Genomic DNA, 20730 nt, shown 5'->3' with positions numbered 1-20730 from the left:
TTATTCTAACATATACCTTGTCTTTTTGTCAACATTCTGTCAATTTACAATTGATTTGAATTGACTGTTTAAACGTGTTATAATCATTTTATCAATTTAATAAGAACGGATGAAGATAATGGGAGTAATTTGTAAACCGTTATTGGACGAACCTCTGGAGAGACTCTTTAAGAGCACCGAAGGGGAAAGCCAAAATTTTGGTGAAACTCTCAGGTAAAAAGGACAGGGGATTTCATGTTTTAAGTTTCTGTCTGTCTTTTATAGACATACACTTAAAATCTGTTTTCCAGAGACTAATTTTATTTTTAGTCTCATTTTATTTTTTCTGGGTAAATTATTAACAATACAATAACTATTAAGGAGATGTAAATAATGAAAGCATTCATAACTGTAATTGGCGAGGATAAAACAGGTATTATCTATAATGTAACTTCTGTTTTATATGAAAATAATATAAATATCTTAGACATAAACCAAACTCTCATAAAAGATTACTTTACCATGGTAATGCTTGTAGACCTATCCCAAATGAACATAACTTTTAGTAATTTAAAAACTGCTCTTGAAGATAAGGCAAAAAAAATTGATGTGGTTATCAAAATTCAACGAGAAGATATATTTACTTCTATGCATGAAATTTAAACTGAGGAGTTGGATAAAATGATCAATACTAAAAATATATTAGAAACAATTAATATGATCCATAGAGAAAATTTAGATATAAGAACTATAACCATGGGAATATCCCTTTTAGATTGTATAGATAGCGATGGTAAAAAAGCACGTACAAAAATATATGATAAAATAACTACCTGCGCTGAAAATCTAGTTAAAACTGCCCAGGAAATCGAAGTGGAATACGGTATTCCAATAATAAATAAAAGAATATCTGTAACTCCTATTTCCCTTATTGCACAGGCAAGTTCCGATACAGATTATATAGAATATGCAAAAATTTTAGATAAGGCAACCCAAACACTGGGTATTGATTTCATTGGAGGCTTTTCATGTCTTGTACATAAAGGCTATTCTAAAGGCGACAAGATATTAATTAAATCCCTTCCAGAAGCACTATCTGTTACTGAAAAAGTATGTTCTTCTGTAAATGTAGCTACTACAAAAGCAGGAATAAATATGGATGCTGTAAGGGATATGGGACGTATAATAAAACAAACTGCCTATCTTACACGAGAAAAGGAAAGCATAGGATGTGCTAAACTTGTAGTATTTTCAAATGCCGTTGAAGATAATCCTTTCATGGCAGGAGCATTTCATGGAGTAGGAGAAGCTGACTGCATAATAAACGTAGGAGTAAGTGGTCCCGGTGTTGTAAAATGTGCCCTTGAAGAAATAAAAGGAGAAAATTTCAATGTGGTAGCAGAGACAATAAAAAAGACTGCTTTTAAAATAACAAGAATGGGACAGTTAGTTGCTGCAGAAGCTTCAAGGAGACTGAATGTTCCCTTTGGCATAGTAGACTTATCCCTAGCACCTACTCCTGCCGTAGGAGACAGTGTAGCTAGAGTACTGGAGGAAATGGGACTTGAAAGCTGTGGTTGTCCGGGAACTACCGCCGCCCTGGCACTCTTAAATGATGCAGTAAAAAAAGGAGGTATAATGGCCGCTTCTCAAGTAGGAGGACTAAGTGGTGCCTTTATACCTGTAAGCGAAGATGAAGGAATGATAAACGCAGTAAATACAGGTTCTTTAAACCTTGAAAAACTAGAAGCCATGACCTGCGTATGTTCTGTAGGACTAGATATGATAGGAATACCGGGTGATACTCCCGAATCCACCCTATCTGCCATAATTGCAGATGAAGCTGCTATTGGAATGATAAACAATAAAACTACTGCAGTAAGAATAATTCCAGTATACGGCAAAAAAATCGGGGAAGAAGCTAATTTCGGTGGACTTCTAGGCAAAGCCCCTATAATGTCTGTAAGCAAATTTTCCAGTGAAGCCTTTATAGCAAGAGGAGGAAAAATTCCAGCTCCTGTTCACAGCTTTAAAAATTAGTTTAAAATATCTAAAAATAATTATCAACTAAGATTGCTGAAATATAGTGAAAATGCAATATATATTTTTACTATATTTCAATTATTTATGCCAAATTGCAGCAGAGTTTGATTTCACAAGCAGCTCCTGAAGCGGTAACCCAATAGGACATATTTTATCACAGGATAAAGATTTACCACATCCTTCAAAGAAGTTTTTTCGATATTTCTTCATAAGTTCATCTCTTTGTTTTCCATATGCACTTTGATCTATTAACTTAAAAGCGGCAGACATAGAAACAGCTCCACCAAAATTACCTTTAACACTAAAACTTGGACATACTTCCAGACAACATCCACACATTACACATCTGGATGATTGATATTGATATTCTCTATCACTAAAATTTATAGATACATTATCTTCAAGCCATAATCTCATACGTTTCATATTCTCAAATAAAATGTTTCTATCTACTTTTAAATCTGAAATAACAGGAAATTTGCTTAGTGGTTCCAGAACAATGGTGTTCTTTTTGCATTTAAGTTCCTTTAGAAAAACAGCACAGGCAAGTCTAGGAACACCATTGATTAGCATGGCACAAGCTCCACACTTTTTTTCGAGACAACTACACTCCCAAATAATCCGCCTAGCATTGTTTCCATCTTTATCTAAAAGCGTTGCCCTGGAATTCAGTTCTCTTAACACATATGCCACTGAAACTTTCAAATCCCCTTGGTAAAGGAAAGTTTGAAAAAATGAAGTATCATATTTGTCTTTCTTTCTTTTAATTTTTATATACATCATACATCTGACCTCTTTTTAGGAATATCCTCCATAGAAACTGATATGTATTTATCAAAATACCTAACAACAGTATTTTTCCCATATATTTTATCATTTTGAAGTGGATAGTCACTTCGGTTATGTGCTCCTCTACTTTCCTTGCGGTTATAGGCGCCCATTAAAATTCCTTTTCCAAGGATAATAAGACTCTCCAAAGTAATATTTTCATATAATCCACAAGTACAATCATAATTTCCCATAACCTTATTTATTTCTAGCTTATTCAAATTATCAAGAGCTATTTCTATTTGGCTGGCATTTCTTACAATACCCAGGCTGATATTTAAAATATTGTTCATTTCTTTCTTGATGTTAGGAATAGAAAAATGTTTTGAACTCCCTTTTAAATTTACAATTCTCTCATGTACATTCTTCATTGCTAACATACTACACTCTGTAAATTCACTGCTGCTAGAACTATTCTCCATATATTTTATACAGGATTCAGCTGCAACTATGCCTCCATATATGGCTCCAAGCAGTGATTTGCCGCCAAGCCGGTTGGCTCCATGGTATTGACAACAACATTCCCCTGCAGCATAAAAATTTTTTACAGATGTCCTATGTTGTTCATCCACATATATTCCTCCCATAAAATAGTGAATACCAGGATACACAGGAATAAATTCTTTTCTAGGATCTAGATGAAGGTAGGTTATACAATTTTCTGCAAAATCCAACAGTTTGCTTTCCATAACTTCTTCTGGAATATGGGTCATATCAAGAAAAACCTTGTTTATGCCTTCTTGTCCATTACACAAATTCCATATTTACCCATACACTACATCACGAGGCATAAGATTACCCATCTCAGGATACCGTTCTTCTAAAAAATACCATGGCTTCCCATTACGGTAAACAAAAATTCGACCGCCTTCTCCACGTGCAGCTTCACTTATTAACATACGCTTCTCCGAACATTCTACAGTAATGGGATGGTATTGAATAAATTCACCATTGGCTATAGAAACACCCTGGCGGAAAAGTTCAGCTGTTACAACTCCACTATTTTGTATAGAACCTGTAGTTTTACCAAATAATCCATTCATACCTCCTGCAGCAATAACTACAGAGTCACTCTGTACGGTTGTTTATAACAATGCATCCTTTACAATGGCCTTCTATATTTTTTATGATACTTACAAAAGAATGCTCTAAATATCTTATAATAAGTCCCTCTGCTTCATATTTACGGGTTTCTTGTATAACAGCAGTCATTATCTGTTTTCCCGTATACCCATAGCAAAAGCGGTACGCTTTTTCTTTTGTCCACCAAAATTGCGTAAATCAATACAGTTGTTTTTATCTAAATTAAATACTACCCCTAATTCTGCAAGACTTTTCACAATATTGGGAGCCGCTTTAACAAGTGCCATCACCGCATTGGGATTTGCAAGATAGACTCCCCGCCTTCATAGTATCATTATAATGATCATATATGCTGTCATTTTCACCTTTAGTATCAAGAGCCCCATTAATTCCACCCTCCGCCATAACAGATTGAGCCCGTTCCGAAGGCATGGGAGAAACTAAAATAACTTTATAATTATTCTTCGCTGCCACAACAGCAGCACTAAGTCCTGCACCAACAACAATAATTACATGATTCATAAAAACTGCCACCTTATATAATAAAATAAAACTGCACCAGTAAAAAACAATAGAAGAACAGAAATAACTACAAATATATCTTCTTTGCGTTCTTTATACTGAAGCAAACCCAAAGATATAAGAAGAGGACGTATATTTACAAAAAGTGCAAAAATGAGCAAAATCTGTGTAACAAATTTAAAGGTTGTAAACTCCTTAAGTTCATATGTACCATTAACTGTTTCACCATATACTCCAAAATGAAAAAATACCAAAATTAAAATAGCAATACCACTAAAACGTCTTGTCCAAAATCTACTATTTTGTTTTAAATACCACTTTTCAGATTTTTTTCCACTTTGTACAGCTTGAATAGTAAAGACTGCTCCAAATACTGCATGTACAATTAATAAGGCAAGACCTATCCATGCAAGTAATTTTCCACCACTGGTACTGATGTCCATAAGCATAAAACTGCCTAATACATCCTTTTCAACAACTGTTGTCCAATTGTTTTACTATATATTGTAAGAACTATAATATTTTCACATGAACATATAAATATATGTTCATGTGTCATTATATTCTCTCGTCTATAAATTATCAATCATATTCTAACCAAGGGAAATGTCATACAATGTGGCCCTCCTCCACTTTTAAGTATCTCGCTTATATCCAAATCTATTACACTAATTCCATATGATTTTAATTGTTCATTCACCTTTTTATTTGATTTAAGTGATATTACTCTTCCATTACCTAAAGATTGAAGATTGCCATAGTGTTTAAAAACATCTTCCTGAGAAATATCAATTAAGTAAACTCCTTTTCCTTCTAAAGTTTTAATAAAACTGTTAGGTAGAGCTTCTCTGCACACCACTGCAACTTTTTCTTCTACAATATTAAAGCACATATCTAAATGTAAATTATCCTCTTCACACTTTACAGGAATTATATTATATTCAAATTTATTAAGCTGCTCTTTGATCTCCCCTATAGCTGTTTCATTAGTTCTGTCAATAACCCCTATAGCTAATGTATCATAATCCAAAAACCAAAAATCTCCACCTTCAAAAAAACCCTTTGAAACTTCTGCCACACAGGGTATTCCCAGCTCTTTCATCTTATTTCTGTAAGCTGCTGTTTCTCCTGTTCTAATTTTTTCCTTAAAATTCCCTAAAATATATCCCTCTCTTATACACGCACCAAAATCTCTTGCAAACACTTCATTAGTTAGTTTTACGTCCGGTTCCATTAAAACTACTTCTACACCATTTTCTTTATATGCCTGTATTAATTCCTCATGTTCCTTAATACAACGCTCTATATTTAGTTTAATACCCCTTTTAATCCATTCTTCAGATATAACATTAATAGAATAAAGCTTTATATGATCAGGCGGACAAAGCAACACTTTCTTTAAAACACCCGTCGAATTTTTCACAAAACAATCACCCATATAAATACTCCTTTCAACATAATAATATCCATTTTATTAATATGTACTTTTAATATGTTTTTTATCCTAATGCTGTTATTTTTAATATTCTTTACTTTTTCAAACGATGAAACCTAAACACTAAAGATTGAATCTTAAACAACTAAAAAGTTCATTTAATTTTACTCCTTAACAATTATAAATAAAACATATATACTTTAACGTATGGATTATTATCATTATATAAAGTGATTAAAAGACAGTTTGAAGAAAGAAGAGGTGAACAACTTCATGGATTATAAAAGGAAATCTATCATGTCTTCAATAGCTTTAGGACTAATCGCCTTGCTTTGGGGAACAAGCTATGCAATTATAAAGGATATACTAAGTGATATAAGACCATTTACATTAATGAGTTTGAGATTTGGTATTTCTACAATTTTTTTATGTGTCATATTTCCAAAGAAACTAAGAAACATAAGAAAAAAAGACATATTACATGGGAGTATAATTGGCATATTTCTTTTTTTGGCATTTTTAAATTTAGTTACAGGCATATTTTACACCACTGCATCAAAACAATCTTTTTTGGTAGGATCCTATGTACTTATAGTTCCTTTTTTAGGATGGATAATATATAAAAAGCCCCCAAACATATACTCAGTTTTTGGTGCAGTACTTGCAGTATTTGGCATAGGACTACTTACATTAAACGGCTCTTTTTATATTAATAAAGGGGACTCGATTTCCATATTGTGTTCACTGTCCTTCGCCTGTCACATGATTGCCATTGAATACTTCAACAAGGATTCAGATCCAATTGTATCAACTATAATACAGTTTTTAGTTACCTCAATTTTATTTATTATACTTACAGGAATTTTTGAATCTTTTACCATATATTTAAGTTCAAAGGTATTAAAATCAATAGCCTACTTAACAATCTTTACAACAGTGATACCTTTTGTAGTGCAAAATATTGCCCAAAAATATATATCCTCCACAAGTACCGCTCTTATATTAACTTTAGAATCAGCCTTTGGAGGAATATTTGCAGTAATTCTTTTAAATGAAATTTTAAGTTTTCAGATGTTAATAGGATGTGTTCTTATTTTTACAGGAATCATAATACAAACTACTAGATTGGCTTTTCTTAAAAAAATGAAAATCTCTTGTAAAAACTAAAATAAGTAAAATGAAAATAGCAAATATGACCGTGCTTCAAGATATTTCTTCTTTTTAGCACGGTATTTGTTTTAATTTGAACAGTAATTATTCCCTTAATATTTTCTTTGCTGCATCATCGTCAACATCAGTCATAAACTTGATTCCTGTTTCTAATTCTGTTTCTCTATTTGCAGCGAATATGTCATTTCTTGATATTTCAGAAATATTAAATTTTCTAGCTCCTGCCATTAACTGCTGAAGTCCTGCTTTTAGCTTATCTGCGAGAGTCCAAAATGCTATTGCACCTAATGGGATATTCTTCATATAATCTGCTCCAACCTTTTCTTTTACATCAAAATATCCAGCAAATATTTCTTCTGGTGAAGAACCAAATTCATTAACAATATGCTTTGGAAGTGCATTCCAGTTTCCATTCCTTAATTCTTTTCTGTCAGGATATAATACACCTTCAATATTAGCCCCTAAGAATGCAGGAATCATTAATGCCCTCCCCATACAAACGAGTTTTGTGAATGGTGCACCTAGTGCCAATGCCTTAAATATATGATCTTCTCTTGCAAGGCCACCGGCAAATGCTATATCCACAACATCATATCCTTTATCCTTTAATATTTTTGCGTATTCATAGGCTTTAGAGTGTAGGAATATTGAAGGTATCCCCCAAGATTCCATCATATTCCAGGGACTCATACCTGTTCCACCGCCAGAACCATCAATAGTTAATAAGTCAAGCTTAGCTTCAGTAGCATATTTAATAGCCATAGCTAATGCTTCCATTCCATAAGAACCTGTCTTTAAAGTAATTCTCTTATATCCTAAACTTCTTAAATATTCGATAGATTTCATGAAATCTTCTTTTACATCTGAAGCAGAATTTAAGTTTGTATATCCTAATCTACTATGTCTTGCGAAAGCCTTAATTGCACCAGCTTTGTAAGCTTCCTGCACTCCTGGCTCTGTTGGATCCGGATCTACAATGTAACCTCTATTTTTTAAGAAAACAGCATAATCTAATGAATCAACCTGTATTTCTCCACCTATATTTTTAGCGCCTTGTCCCCATTTTAATTCTATAATTACATCATTGCCATATTTATTAATTACATATTCCGCTACACCATTTCTTGTATCTTCCACATTCATCTGGATAATTATAGCGCCATATCCATCGTAATGACTTAAATATTGCTTTATTCTTCTATCCAATTCAGGTGCCTTTATGATTTTACCCTTTTCGATAACAGCATCTTTGTCAACACCAACAACATTTTCACCAACAACTATAGGCAGCCCGACTAAGGCAGCACCTATTGCAAAAGACTCCCAATATTTTTGTGCAATAAATGTTGATCCTAAAGCTCCTGTCATTATTGGCAGCCTGGATTTTGTTTTAACAGCTTTCCCAAACTTCGATTCAACGTTTACATTTGGGAAAATACAGTCGTCAGCATCACATGTTAAATTGGATGGCATACCATTTGCACCATAATTATACCCTTGAACTCTTAGATTATTATAGCATACCCCAACATGGTTTATGTTTGAACTTCCAGCGGTAACTGTACCAAAATCTCTTGGATAGAGTAATTTTCTCCCTTTCATACTTGACATCCATGTTTCACATTTTCCCTGGCAGTCCGCTCTACATAAGGTACAAAGGCCTGACTCTGCAGGATTCCCCCTATTTGTAGTACTTAAAACATCATTGTTTTTTAGATATTGAGACATTTTTATACCTCCTACTTAAATAATTTTAATATATCTCGAATAATTAAATATAAATATATAAAACAGTTATATGACTGTTTTACGATAAATTGATGAAGTGACATAGATGACTTGATGACATAGTGCAAGTTTAGATTAGAAAGTTATACCCCTTCCCTTTTTCATTACACTATATATCTTAAATATGCCATTTCTTTAAATAATAGCTATTATATATATCTTATGCTATATTTTTTAATACAAATGTTAGTATAACATTAAAATATAAGTTATAAAAGTATTTTTAACAAAATTTTTATTATGCTGCATTATTTGTGTAAAAATTTGTAATTTAAAAATCTGCACATAAAGTAGTGCAGATTTTTAAATTTACAGATAGCTGGATGGTATTCAATAATATTATTTATTTTTAACAGTTCAACTTTTAATAAACTCCATCAATTTCTTATTGAATTTATCACGCTGATCATAAAATAGTCCATGTCCACTGTATGCAAAAGGTACAAGTATGGAATTTTTAATACCCTTTTGTTGTGCTTCTGCCAGAGGAAATAAACAAACCTTATCGTGAATACCATGAAGAATCAATGTAGGAACCGTTATTTTTTTCATATCGGAAAACAACTCCTCTTCACCCAGCCATGTCCTTGCTACAGCCGCAGTAGCCCAGCCCGCCGCCTGAAGTCCCAGCTGAAAAAACCAATCTGAAAAGGGTCCCGTAATATACTCGAAAAAAAACATATCTCCAAATCCCCTCAGCATTTTAGGACGATCATTATATGTTTCTTTAATTATTTCCTCTACAGCTTGTTTTGTTAAACCATAGGGAAAATATGACCGCCTGATGAGACTGGGCACAGCAGCTGCAAAGAGAGCAAGCCTTGCCACTCCATATTCCTTATGTCTTGCCATATACCTAACGGCTATTGCCCCTCCTGTAGAATGACCTCCTAGGGTAAAATCTTTTAATTTGAGTGCTTCCACTACATTTCGCACATCATCTGATAATCTATCATAATCATACCCTGTAAAGGGCCTATCCGATTGTCCAAAGCCTCTTTGATCCACACCGATACACCTATATCCCCTTTTGGGAAGTTCATCAAACTGATATTCAAATAGGTCATGACTTCCAGGCCATCCATGAAGAAATAAAATAGTATGCTTTCCTTTAGGATTAAGATCTTCTACATAAACTTTTACATTTGGTTCTACTTTAATATAATATCCCATAAGATACCTTTCTATAAATAAACTATTTTCATTAACCAGTTTATTATTTAAAATATAAAATAGAACAAATTGATATTTTACGTTTTAGATTTATTGAGCTTTATATATACTCTCCAATGCACTAATATTATGTGTGAGAGTTTCTTCATAACTAAGCTCCCCATTGTAAATTTGAAGCTTTACAGCAGGTATATTATATTTCTTTAACAATACTTCATTATTTTTAACAACCGAGTCGTCATTATAAAGGATTATTAAATTATTACGATTTGATTTCTGTTGTAAATTTTCCCGCTGTGATGAACTCAATGTAATTATATTGTTTTCTCCCAATCCCACATCTACAAGCTTTAAATTATTATACTTTACAAAATAATTCAATTCATCTTCAACTATGATGAACTCATAATTACTTAGTTCATTATCTACTGATTTCAACTTTTCTTTATAAGTTTCTAACACTTTTAAAGCTTCAGAAAAGTTTTTTTCATAGAAATCTCTATTTCTAGGCTCCTTGTCTTGAACTGCATTTCTTATATTCATAAGGGCTGTCATGTAATTATCAATATTAGTAAAATAATAAGGGTTATCCTTTAATGTGGTATCGTTATATTTTACTATTTTATTATAGGATAATAATCCTATACCTCTTGAAACATTTATAACACCAACTTTATTTTTATCTAATTTATCTACAAAATTATCTATCCAGGGCTCAAAACCTGCTCCTACATAAAAAAATAAATCTTTTTTGGATATGTTATTTATACTATCTTCAGTAAATTTAAAACTTATCTCACTTTCTCTATTATTAAACATATATTCTACTATATGTCTATCCCCTACTATGGATTTTACCATATTGTATAAAAGTTTATCTGTAGTTTCTATATTTAATTGAATATCCTTTCTTACTTCCAATTTATTGGTATAAGTTGAATCTTTATAGTCTTTGTTATCTCCACAGGCAGTAAAAAACAATATGAAAGAAAGCATAACCAAAGTTAATATTTTCCTCAATCCTCTCGCCTCCATATGTAAAATAATATATATCTATCACATTTTGTTCATATTTACTATATATTAATTCATAACAAATATATTTTACATAATGTGATTTAACAATGCAAACACTGATTTATTATATTTTTACATATACTTAAAATAATAATAGTTTATCAGTTCATTTTATTGTGTTAAAATTAGGTATAAAGCATAATATGCGGCGTTTTTAAAACAACTAATAAATTTTTCTTTGAAGATGTACAACCACTATTAAAGGGAGGTTTAGCCATGAAAATTAGTATGGATAAAACCATAAGAGCTATGTCAATAGCACTGGACCTAGCTCAAGCAAGCTCCAAATACGATGATTGTGGTCATGATGCTGTAATTGAGGATATAACTAATGTGAATTATTCAGACCATACATTTATGCATCACTCACTACGAACTACCTATATAGCACTAGAGATTTCCAATCAATTAAATTTAAATGAAAAAAGTAAAAAACAAATCTATATATCGGCCTTATTACATGATATAGGTGCTACAACTTGTCTCTCTAAGAGTCATTCTGCCAATTCATTTATAAAAAATCATTGTGAAACTGGTACTAATATAACTAAATCCTTTCCCTATTTTTGTGATTTATCAAATATAATATTATATCATCATGAAAATTTTGATGGCAGCGGTGCCATGAATTTAGAAAAAGATAATATCCCTATAGAAAGTCAAGTAATAAGAATAGCTGATTTAATAGAATTACTATATGATGAAAATATATCGAACTTTAAACAAAGAGATAGAATTATAAAATGGGTCAAAAACAATTGTAATAAAATCTTCTCTGAAAAACTTGTAACTGCTTTTTTAAAAAACGCTTCCAGAGATATTTTCTGGCTTAATGTTGAAAATATATCTTTTGCTGAGTTTATATTAGATAAAATTCAACCTGAATTGAATATATTTATGGATATAAAGGAATTTGAGCAAATATCTGAAATATTTGCAAATATAATAGATAATAAAAGTAAATTTACTGCAATCCATTCCAAAGGCATAGCAAACCTGGCTTATACAGTTTCAAAATTCCGAGGGTATACAGGTGAAAAATGCTGTGAAATGAAAATTGCAGGATTATTACATGACATTGGGAAATTAGCCATTCCCCTTAATATACTTGATAAAAATGGTCCTTTGACCTCACAGGAGTTTGGTATAATAAAATCTCATGCCTACTATACTAAAATCATCTTAGATAGAATAGAGGATATCCCCAATATAAGTGAATGGGCATCCAATCATCATGAAAAACTAAATGGTCAAGGTTATCCACGGGGATTAAAAGCAAATGAGCTCTCTGAAGAATCTCGAATTATGGCAGTATGCGATATATATCAGGCGCTTACAGAAGACAGACCTTATCGCAAAGGATTGAATATTAATAATGTATTTAATATAATGGATGAGATGGTATCTGGTGGTTTTATATGTGCTGTTGCACTTGGACATTTAAAAGAAACCATATATTCTTTAAATTGTCCCAAGGAATACACCGCAGCTTCCAATACCCATAAAAATATAGTTTAATATTTACTTTACAGAAAATATTTCGAGGTGAATTAATGTGGAATTTACTTTAAACAGTGTTGAAGATACTGTAAAACTGGGTGAAAAATTAGGTAATCTATTAAATCCTGGTGATGTAATTTGTCTCATTGGTGATTTAGGTACTGGAAAAACCTATTTTGCTAAAGGAATAGCAAAGGGACTTGAAATAAAAGAACCTATAACAAGTCCTACTTTTACAATAGTAAATGAATATAGAGGCAGACTGAAACTCCATCATTTTGATGTATATAGAGTTAACGATATAGAGGACCTCCTCTCTTTAGGATTTGATGAGTATATTTATAGTAATGCTGTAAATATTATAGAATGGGCTAATTATATTGATGAACTAATACCAGAGGAACATATATACATAAATATCTATAAATTACCTGAAGAAAATCCCAATGGGAGAAAAATAACCATAGAATATCATGGCAGCAGATATGATTATATAAAGGAGTTAAAATGATAACATGAAAATATTGAGTTTAGATTCTTCTACTGAATCAGCAACTTGTGCCCTATTAGATGATTACAAATTGTTAGGTGAAATTACTTTAAACTGTAAAAAACAACATTCAACAATTATTATGCCTACAATAGATATACTTTTAAAAAATTTAAACACGGATGTCACTTCTCTAGACGGTTTTGTAGTATCTAAAGGTCCAGGTTCCTTTACTGGTCTCAGAATTGGGGCCTCCGTTATTAAAGGACTAAGTCAAGGTACTGGTAAACCTTTTGTGGGAGTTTCTTCACTAGATGCTCTTGCATATAGTTTGTGCTATACTCCGGGGATTATATGTCCTATATTAGATGCATTAAGAGAAAATGTATATACTGCACTATATAGATTTGTTCATAATAAATTGGATATTATAACTGATTATATGGCTGTATCCATCAATGACTTAATTGAACTTGTAAATAAGTATCACCAACCTGTATGTTTTATAGGAGATGCTGTTCCAAAATTCAAGGATATATTGATTTCAAAAGTAAAAAATCCCAGCTTTGCCCCCATAAGTTTAAATGCGGTAAAAGCTTCTTCACTTGGTGAATTAGGCTTACATCTATTGAATTCAGGCATAGAAGATAATATATATAATTTTGCCCCTTTTTACTTGAGAAAGTCACAAGCTGAAAGAGAATACGAAAAAAAATTGGAGTCTTGTAGAAATGAATGACATAGAAATATCTTCTTTAAAATTAGAACATATTGACAGAATCCTTTTAATAGATAATTTATGTTTTCCTGTACCCTGGAGTCGTGAATCCTTTAAAAAAGAAATTGAAGGTAATACTCTGGCCCGATATATTATAGCTAAAAAATCTGAATTCATTATTGGTTATGCGGGTATGTGGCTCATATTAGATGAAGGACATATAACCACTGTAGCCGTTCATCCAAAATACAGAGGAATAGGTGCGGGAAATCTGCTCCTTGAATCCCTAATAGAAATCTGTAAAATTGAATCTATGAACAGTATGACTTTAGAAGTTAGAAAATCCAATATAGTAGCCCAAAACCTTTATAAAAAATATGGTTTTATAGAATCCGGTATAAGAAGAGAATACTATGGAGATAACAAAGAAGATGCTATAATAATGTGGAAATATCATATTTAAAATATAAGACTGTTTTTATAACTTAATAGGCACACTCACCTTTAATTTATAAAAACAGCCTTATAGACTTTACATATTTAATTATTTTACTTAATTATAATTCTATTATAATTTTTCTTACCTCTCCTTATAAGCAATTCTCCATTTTTAAAATGGTCCTTTGTAACCTTTAGCTCTGAATCCGTTACTTTTTCACCATTTATAGTAAGTCCATTTTGTTTTATAAGTCTTCTTGCTTCACTTTTTGACGGTAATATGTGAATATCAACCAATAATTCAACTACAGAGCATCCTAAACTACTCTCATCCAATTCTATGGTTGGTACATTATTTAAGCTTTCTCCTCCAGAAAATAAAGCTTCTGCCGCTTCTTTAGCCATTTGAGCCTCTTTCTCACCATGTATAATTTTAGTAACCTCATAGGCAAGTACTTTTTTAGCCTCATTTATTTTTTCTCCTGGAAGAGATGACAGTCTTTTTACCTCATCCATAGGAAGAAAAGTTAAAAGCAAAAGGCATTTTTCCACATCTGCATCATCTACATTTCTCCAATACTGATAGAAGTCATAAGGAGATGTTTTTTCCTTATCCAGCCATATAGCTCCTCCTTCAGTTTTTCCCATCTTCTTGCCGTCACTTTTGGTTAAAAGTGTAAAAGTCATTCCAAAAGCAGGTTTTCTCTCCTTTTTTCTAATCAGATTTACCCCTGCTATTATATTTGCCCACTGGTCGTCTCCTCCCATTTGGAATGTACATCCGTATCTTCTGTTTAATTCTAAAAAGTCATATCCCTGCATTAACATATAATTAAATTCAAGAAAAGTTAATCCTTTTTCCATTCTCTGCTTAAAGCATTCCGCCGTAAGCATTTTATTTACAGAAAAATGCACCCCTATTTCTCTCAGAAAATTAACATAATTTAAATTCATAAGCCAATCTGCGTTATTTGCCATTATAGCTTTTTCATCTTCAAAATCTATAAACTTAGAAAACTGCTTTTTAAAACAATCAGCATTATGCTGTATCTGTTCTCGTGATAACATTTTTCTCATATCAGTCTTTCCTGTGGGATCACCAATCATTGCAGTTCCTCCCCCAAGCAAAGCTATAGGTTTATGCCCTGCTTTTTGCATATGGGACATAACCATCATCTGTAGAAAATGTCCTATATGCAAACTATCTGCTGTAGGATCAAATCCTATATAAAATGTTACCTTTTCCTTTCCTAATAATTCTCTTACTTCATCTTCATGAGTAATTTGTTTTATGTAACCACGTTCTAATAATATGTCATAAACGTTAGCCAACTTGTATCCCTACCTTTCAAATAACTAGCACAGTTGTTATAAGTTATAGTATATATTTAAACCTTCTTTTTATCAACCTATAATCGCCTTTACTGAAATTTCATATTAAGTAAAATTTTAAGACTGGAAAGGTTTCCAGTCTTGAATATATAAAATCACCATTATTTTCTAATTAATAACATAACTGCCTATGTCAGCATTAATTATGCTGCTACATACTTCATTATGAATTGAGGCATTTTTCCTTCATCCTCATTTACACTTATATAAAAATCCACATTATATTCCTCTGCTAATTTTTCAATATTATAAAACAAATGTGACACATTTTCAAGATTTTCATCTATAATATTGAGTAATCCATCTACAAAAATCGTATCAATATCATAATCTTTTGAAAGTATGCCACACAAAAAACCATAAAAGCTTTCCATTTTTCTTAATTTAAAATCGCTTGTTACTACAAACCTAATTTCCCTATTTAATTGACACATAGGTCCTTTATCATCGTCTATATATACAACATGCCCCCTTCCTATCATTGCCTTTTCATTGGCCAAATTAATTAACTCCTTAGTCTTCCCTGAACCTCTTTTACTGCAGAATACATTAATCATTTTTACCACCCCTTTAATTTAATACATAGGTGCCATTCTCATAATCAAATTATATTTAAATTATATAATGTTCAGAATATTTTTTCAACATATAAATGAGAAATTCTTTTAAAAAAATCATTACATATTTTTACATTTTTCTTAAAATAAAATTTTCTATTTAAATTTCTTAATCCCAGGATAAATAATTTTAAAATCATTATTTTTTATAGAGTTTATGAATTTAACTGTATTTTTAAATACCTTTTTCATTTTATTTAATCCCGTGGAAGTTCTTATAAGCCTTTTCTTTGTATCTAGTGCAATTATCTTTTCATATACCCACATATTTCTTTTCATGTAGTTATATTCATTTTTATTTCTTTTATGCTCCAAAATGCCTGGTCCTGTAACTATTATACTGTTAAAATCTATAATAACTTCTATAGCTCTATAAAAATCAGAATAATCTCTATATATTATTGCATCTCTTATTCCTTCATTTACAAATCCTAGAGGATAGGATTTTGCAGTTATAATTTTTTCTATCACACTTTCTGTTTTATCCATTATAGATATAAGATCACCTTGGATTATACTAATTGGACTCAAATCTTTATTAACCTTATTAACTATTCTTATCATATTATGAGGTATATATACATTATTGTTCTTAGAAAAAATTAATAATCCTCCTAAAGTTGCCATATATTTTCCTGAATCTTTATCCATATATACTATTGAAGTATTCTCCATTAATTCTAGTTTATTTTCATCTGTCACATTTATTCCTTGAAATGAAAAATATTTATTTACCAGTTCACTATCTATGCAATTCAAATTACTACGGGGTATGGGACATGATTCTATACTTATGCTGAGATTTTCTTCAAGTGCAGAAACTATTTCTTGCTTGCGCATAGTATCGTTTGTAGATCCCCTTCTTATATAAAAAGAACCATTGTCCCTCATCTGATAGGGTTTTTGAGGGCCATCGTATATAGTTATAATGGCTATTTTTTCACCTTCATATTTAAAAATTTCCAAGGAAATTGGTATAGGAGGATCTATTCTGGAACTTATTATCTGCTGTATTTTTTCCTCATCAAAATTTGCTTCACCTATACCAAGTATTTTTTTTGTTTTATCTTCAACCCCTATTATGAGATAACCTCTTCCCCCTCTAGAATTAGCTATGGCACATACATCTTTAGCTAACTCCTTTTTTCCACCATCACTATCTATATTTATACACTGCTTAAAATCCAATTTAGGTCCTTCTATTTTTTTTAATAAATTAAGAAATTTTTTAGTATCCATAAAAATAACCTCAATATTTATATGTATGTATACTTTTAATTATACTCTATAAAAGTTAATTTAATTATAATCTATTGTTATTATTTTATAGATTTTTCATAGAATTTTAATTTACATATATAATATTATATTTACTTATGAGCTATTTTTCAAATTCCTTATTATGTAAATTTAAAACCCGTCATATTCCCCTTCCTCCAGCTATATCAAGCCATTACAAAAAACAATATTTTTCTAAAACATTGTTTTTTTATTAGAATATGGTATAATGAGCATAGAGTTTTACTCTAACTATAAATATTTTTTATATAATGTTAGGTCAAATTTTTTCAAGGTACTATATTCTCCTTAATCCTGGAGGTAGATTATCAAGAATAAAATTAGTCCTAGGTTTAAGGAGGTTTTTTTTATGACAGACAAGACAATTGTATGTAAAGATTGTGGAAAAGAATTTATATTCACAGAAGGTGAACAGGAATTCTACAAAGAAAAAGGATTTGAAAATGATCCTGTAAGATGTATAGACTGTAGAAGAAAAAGAAAAGCTGAAAAAAATAAAATGAGACCTAGATAATAATCTTAGGAGGGAATTTATCCCTCCTAGTTATTGTTTGTAAACAAATTCCATATAAATCTAATAATTATTTAATCTTGCATTACTAAATTAAATTTTTCTCTTTAGTATCCTACTTAAAGGCAGCGCTATAACCATACCCATCAAACTTTGAGCTATATTTCCAGGAATCTCTGCAGCGGATACCGCAAATGCTTTAACTAAACCTAAGTTAGCTACAAAATGCATCATTAAAGCACCTACCACATAATAGGCTAGTATCATCCAAATACATGCTATAATAAATGCAAATACATTATTTGCAAATTTCTCTCCATTATTTCCTTTTCTATAAGCAATAGCCGCAGCAATCCATGCCATGATTCCTTTTATAAAAAAGGTAAATGGAGCCCAAACAGCATAGGGTGAAAGAATATCAAATAAACACATTCCTACCGCTGCTGAAAAAAACCCTTTTCTTTTTCCTAGTAATATGGCCCCTAAAAGCACCATGCTGTCTCCAAGATGTACAACTCCTTTAAATATAACTCCTGGTGTAGGTATATTAATTATAGCTGTAGAAATATAAATTATTGCAGCCATAAGTGATACTTGAACCATATCTCTTACTTTCAAAGTATTAAGTTCTAATTTTTTTTGTTCTATCAAAAATATGCCGCCTCCTTTTTATAAATTAATACCATTATATTTTTTTTTACAAAAAAATCAAATGTACCCATACAATTTTTAAAAAACTACTTTTTATTTTAATAACTTTATAGATTAAAGGTAATACTATACTATATAACATTTATAATATATTTGAATTATAGAGCATAAAATACTAAACTAAACTATTAAGGAGTACTTAATATGACATTTTTTAAATGGCTCTGCAGCCTTATACTAATATTCCTATTTGTAGGTATAATACTGAAAGTAGGAGCTATATTTATAAATATACTGCTTTTAATATGTACCTTCATTTTTATGATAGATATATTTTTTATTAAAAGAAAGGACTTTAAGTAACTGTAAAACACACTCTTTTTACTTAAAATATTTTCATATACTTTCCTTTTTGCTAATGATATAATTTATTCTGTGCATAAGAGGGAGGTATATTTTTATGCGTAAGTTTATAAAAAAAATATCCACTATGAATGAATATAAATTTTATGGACTGTTGAATTGGATGAAAAATTACTATTTTATATTTATAGGTTCATGTTTCCTTTTATCAGCCATATATAACACTTTTCATTCATCTATTGTCCAAAGACAAAATATACATATGTTCATACTGGCATTAATATGTTTCTCTGCCTATTCAGATATACGGAAAGATATAAATACAATTTCATTTTTAATACTATGCACCCTATTTTTTATATTTATATTTTATATAAATAAGAATGGATATAATTTTTGGGGAAGAATGTTAAGATGGCAAATAAGCAGAACCATAGTGGTAAATTTAAATCCTATATTTGCTCATATACCTTTCAACGATGGTAGTTTCGCAAGAATTTACAAATCTGAAACTTTGACCTGGTTTTTTAGAATAGTCTATAATAACGGATTTGTATTACCTGTATTACTTGCCCTATACAGATCCGCTATAATAATGGATTTAAAAAAGATGGTGAGATACACTTTATCATCACATATACTACAGGTATTCCTGATAACACCTTTTTATCTTACCTTCCATCTGCAAGAGGTGTGGTATGTACTTAAACATCCTGATGGATTAGTCAGGCATTTAGCTACTAATGCTGCCGCTGGTACTACCCTTAACTGTTTTCCATCCATGCACACATCCATATCCTTTGCCATGTTTTTGCTTGCACTTAGAGAAAAAAATAAATTATTTAAAATTTTATTTAGTTTTTTCTGCCTCAGTATAATATATTCAACTTTATACCTAGAAATTCACTGGGTACTAGATGTTATTGCTGGAATGCTATTAGGTTATATAACTGTAAAGCTAGCAGATCTTATATTGAACAAAATTAAAATACCTCTAAAAAGACCTTTAGATATATTTTACTATAAAAATAGAAATTCTATATATGTGGATAGCTTTTATATAAGCAATATGAAAAATTAAATAGAACTTATATAGACAAATATATAATAATAAATAGGATTCATTGACAGATTATTTATATGCAAGTAATATGTAAAGTAAGGATAATTATATTTATGAAAGGATGATTCAAATGAGTAAGATTTTAGGCAATACTCTTCCTGCTGATGTTATAGATTTATTTAATAAAGAACTAACTACAGCTATAATATCAACAGTTACAGAGGAAGGCTTTCCTCATGCTATGCCTGTACATTTAATGTTTGCACCAGACCATTCAACCATTAGACTGGCCCTGATGAAAGTACATAAAACCGTGGCAAACATTAAAAATAATTCAAAGGCATTTATAACAATTTTAGAAGGACACGATATAGCACTTGGAATAAAAGGAAGTGCCAAGGTAATAAGAGAAACTATGAATAATAGTTCTGCTATGTGTATGGTTGAATTTAAGGTAGAAGAAATAAAAAGTGATACGACCCCTACAGTAATAGTTATGGAGGGTATTCGTAATATTCATAGAACTGAAAAGACTAAGCCTTTTTTCAGAGGAATGTTTGATGAATTATACAAAGGTTAAAGTTTAGTTA

At 30.9% G+C, this 20730-nt stretch carries 24 protein-coding genes, 1 pseudogene and 1 riboswitch; of the genes and pseudogenes, 10 read left to right on the top strand and 15 right to left on the bottom strand.

Annotated elements, in window-relative coordinates; genetic code table 11:
* Positions 1 to 144 precede the first annotated feature (144 nt).
* Positions 145 to 236, top strand: a riboswitch (glycine riboswitch).
* A 136-nt stretch (positions 237 to 372) separates the two neighbouring features.
* A complete protein-coding gene (locus tag CKL_RS03810) occupies positions 373 to 642 on the top strand; it encodes an ACT domain-containing protein (protein ID WP_011989344.1) in 270 nt (89 codons plus the stop codon).
* Positions 643 to 660: 18 nt separating this feature from the next.
* Positions 661 to 2019, top strand: a complete 1359-nt coding sequence (locus CKL_RS03805) for a PFL family protein (protein ID WP_011989343.1) — start codon at positions 661 to 663, stop codon at positions 2017 to 2019.
* Positions 2020 to 2100: 81 nt separating this feature from the next.
* On the opposite strand, the gene CKL_RS03800 is transcribed toward CKL_RS03805, so the two are convergent.
* From CKL_RS03800 to CKL_RS03775, 8 genes and pseudogenes are all read right to left on the bottom strand, one after another.
* A complete protein-coding gene (locus CKL_RS03800; RefSeq protein ID WP_012620228.1) occupies positions 2101 to 2805 on the bottom strand; it encodes a 2Fe-2S iron-sulfur cluster-binding protein in 705 nt (234 codons plus the stop codon).
* On the bottom strand, positions 2802 to 3143 hold the full coding sequence (locus CKL_RS21710; RefSeq protein ID WP_341271433.1) for a hypothetical protein: 342 nt from the start codon (positions 3141 to 3143) through the stop codon (positions 2802 to 2804). The genes CKL_RS03800 and CKL_RS21710 overlap by 4 nt, the downstream gene beginning before the upstream one ends.
* A 240-nt stretch (positions 3144 to 3383) precedes the next feature.
* Positions 3384 to 3893, bottom strand: a pseudogene (locus CKL_RS21705) (FAD-binding protein); the annotation flags it as partial.
* Between the two features lie 25 nt (positions 3894 to 3918).
* The gene (locus CKL_RS21700; RefSeq protein ID WP_011989339.1) at positions 3919 to 4062 is read right to left on the bottom strand and encodes a hypothetical protein; all 144 of its coding nucleotides are present in this window, start codon (positions 4060 to 4062) and stop codon (positions 3919 to 3921) included.
* A complete protein-coding gene (locus CKL_RS21695) occupies positions 4062 to 4220 on the bottom strand; it encodes an FAD-binding protein (protein WP_011989338.1) in 159 nt (52 codons plus the stop codon). The genes CKL_RS21700 and CKL_RS21695 overlap by 1 nt, the downstream gene beginning before the upstream one ends.
* The gene (locus CKL_RS21690; RefSeq protein WP_011989337.1) at positions 4207 to 4455 is read right to left on the bottom strand and encodes an FAD-binding protein; all 249 of its coding nucleotides are present in this window, start codon (positions 4453 to 4455) and stop codon (positions 4207 to 4209) included. Before CKL_RS21690 ends, CKL_RS21695 begins: the two co-directional genes overlap by 14 nt.
* The gene (locus CKL_RS03780) at positions 4452 to 4898 is read right to left on the bottom strand and encodes a pilus assembly protein PilX (RefSeq protein WP_242652525.1); all 447 of its coding nucleotides are present in this window, start codon (positions 4896 to 4898) and stop codon (positions 4452 to 4454) included. Before CKL_RS03780 ends, CKL_RS21690 begins: the two co-directional genes overlap by 4 nt.
* 143 nt (positions 4899 to 5041) lie before the next feature.
* Positions 5042 to 5893: a dimethylarginine dimethylaminohydrolase family protein gene (locus tag CKL_RS03775; protein WP_011989335.1), complete on the bottom strand. Its 852-nt coding sequence runs from the start codon at positions 5891 to 5893 to the stop codon at positions 5042 to 5044.
* Positions 5894 to 6163: 270 nt separating this feature from the next.
* On the opposite strand from CKL_RS03775, the gene CKL_RS03770 reads away from it, so the two are divergent.
* Positions 6164 to 7057 (top strand): DMT family transporter, encoded by an 894-nt coding sequence (locus tag CKL_RS03770; RefSeq protein ID WP_011989334.1) that lies wholly within the window; start codon positions 6164 to 6166, stop codon positions 7055 to 7057.
* An 87-nt stretch (positions 7058 to 7144) separates the two neighbouring features.
* Here CKL_RS03770 and CKL_RS03765 read toward each other — a convergent pair whose 3' ends face one another.
* From CKL_RS03765 to CKL_RS03755, 3 genes are all read right to left on the bottom strand, one after another.
* Positions 7145 to 8788, bottom strand: coding sequence for a glutamate synthase-related protein (locus CKL_RS03765; protein WP_011989333.1), 1644 nt, complete (start codon positions 8786 to 8788; stop codon positions 7145 to 7147).
* 417 nt (positions 8789 to 9205) lie between these two features.
* Positions 9206 to 10021: an alpha/beta fold hydrolase gene (locus CKL_RS03760; RefSeq protein ID WP_011989332.1), complete on the bottom strand. Its 816-nt coding sequence runs from the start codon at positions 10019 to 10021 to the stop codon at positions 9206 to 9208.
* A gap of 90 nt (positions 10022 to 10111) precedes the next feature.
* Positions 10112 to 11041 carry a metal ABC transporter substrate-binding protein gene (locus tag CKL_RS03755; RefSeq protein WP_011989331.1) on the bottom strand — a complete coding sequence of 310 codons (930 nt, stop codon included), beginning with the start codon at positions 11039 to 11041 and terminating at the stop codon, positions 10112 to 10114.
* Between the two features lie 273 nt (positions 11042 to 11314).
* On the opposite strand from CKL_RS03755, the gene CKL_RS03750 reads away from it, so the two are divergent.
* From CKL_RS03750 to rimI, 4 genes are read left to right on the top strand one after another with little or no spacing between them, the layout of a single operon-like run.
* Positions 11315 to 12616, top strand: coding sequence for an HD-GYP domain-containing protein (locus tag CKL_RS03750; protein WP_011989330.1), 1302 nt, complete (start codon positions 11315 to 11317; stop codon positions 12614 to 12616).
* A gap of 37 nt (positions 12617 to 12653) precedes the next feature.
* Positions 12654 to 13109 carry a tRNA (adenosine(37)-N6)-threonylcarbamoyltransferase complex ATPase subunit type 1 TsaE gene (gene tsaE / locus CKL_RS03745; RefSeq protein ID WP_011989329.1) on the top strand — a complete coding sequence of 152 codons (456 nt, stop codon included), beginning with the start codon at positions 12654 to 12656 and terminating at the stop codon, positions 13107 to 13109.
* A gap of 4 nt (positions 13110 to 13113) precedes the next feature.
* Positions 13114 to 13827, top strand: coding sequence for a tRNA (adenosine(37)-N6)-threonylcarbamoyltransferase complex dimerization subunit type 1 TsaB (gene tsaB, locus CKL_RS03740; RefSeq protein WP_011989328.1), 714 nt, complete (start codon positions 13114 to 13116; stop codon positions 13825 to 13827).
* Positions 13820 to 14269 carry a ribosomal protein S18-alanine N-acetyltransferase gene (gene rimI, locus CKL_RS03735; protein WP_011989327.1) on the top strand — a complete coding sequence of 150 codons (450 nt, stop codon included), beginning with the start codon at positions 13820 to 13822 and terminating at the stop codon, positions 14267 to 14269. Before tsaB ends, rimI begins: the two co-directional genes overlap by 8 nt.
* 86 nt (positions 14270 to 14355) lie before the next feature.
* Here the strand turns inward: rimI and tyrS are convergent, their stop codons facing one another.
* The 3 genes from tyrS to CKL_RS03720 all read right to left on the bottom strand — a co-directional run bounded on the left by tyrS (position 14356) and on the right by CKL_RS03720 (position 17492).
* Positions 14356 to 15576, bottom strand: a complete 1221-nt coding sequence (gene tyrS / locus CKL_RS03730; protein WP_011989326.1) for a tyrosine--tRNA ligase — start codon at positions 15574 to 15576, stop codon at positions 14356 to 14358.
* A gap of 203 nt (positions 15577 to 15779) precedes the next feature.
* A complete protein-coding gene (locus CKL_RS03725) occupies positions 15780 to 16193 on the bottom strand; it encodes a hypothetical protein (RefSeq protein WP_011989325.1) in 414 nt (137 codons plus the stop codon).
* Between the two features lie 156 nt (positions 16194 to 16349).
* Positions 16350 to 17492, bottom strand: a complete 1143-nt coding sequence (locus CKL_RS03720; RefSeq protein WP_011989324.1) for an AlbA family DNA-binding domain-containing protein — start codon at positions 17490 to 17492, stop codon at positions 16350 to 16352.
* 409 nt (positions 17493 to 17901) lie between these two features.
* On the opposite strand from CKL_RS03720, the gene CKL_RS03715 reads away from it, so the two are divergent.
* Complete coding sequence (locus CKL_RS03715; protein ID WP_012620224.1) at positions 17902 to 18066, top strand: zinc-ribbon domain-containing protein; 165 nt, start codon at positions 17902 to 17904, stop codon at positions 18064 to 18066.
* Between the two features lie 90 nt (positions 18067 to 18156).
* Here the strand turns inward: CKL_RS03715 and CKL_RS03710 are convergent, their stop codons facing one another.
* On the bottom strand, positions 18157 to 18711 hold the full coding sequence (locus CKL_RS03710) for an ECF transporter S component (protein WP_172634788.1): 555 nt from the start codon (positions 18709 to 18711) through the stop codon (positions 18157 to 18159).
* A gap of 463 nt (positions 18712 to 19174) precedes the next feature.
* On the opposite strand from CKL_RS03710, the gene CKL_RS03705 reads away from it, so the two are divergent.
* Positions 19175 to 20158 carry a phosphatase PAP2 family protein gene (locus tag CKL_RS03705; RefSeq protein WP_011989322.1) on the top strand — a complete coding sequence of 328 codons (984 nt, stop codon included), beginning with the start codon at positions 19175 to 19177 and terminating at the stop codon, positions 20156 to 20158.
* A gap of 112 nt (positions 20159 to 20270) precedes the next feature.
* A complete protein-coding gene (locus CKL_RS03700; protein ID WP_011989321.1) occupies positions 20271 to 20720 on the top strand; it encodes a pyridoxamine 5'-phosphate oxidase family protein in 450 nt (149 codons plus the stop codon).
* Positions 20721 to 20730: the final 10 nt, after the last annotated feature.

This window comes from Clostridium kluyveri DSM 555 (genome assembly GCF_000016505.1).
GTDB lineage: Bacteria > Bacillota > Clostridia > Clostridiales > Clostridiaceae > Clostridium_B > Clostridium_B kluyveri.
Note: the sequence above shows the minus strand (reverse complement) of the source record. Positions and strands in the feature narration are given on the sequence as shown.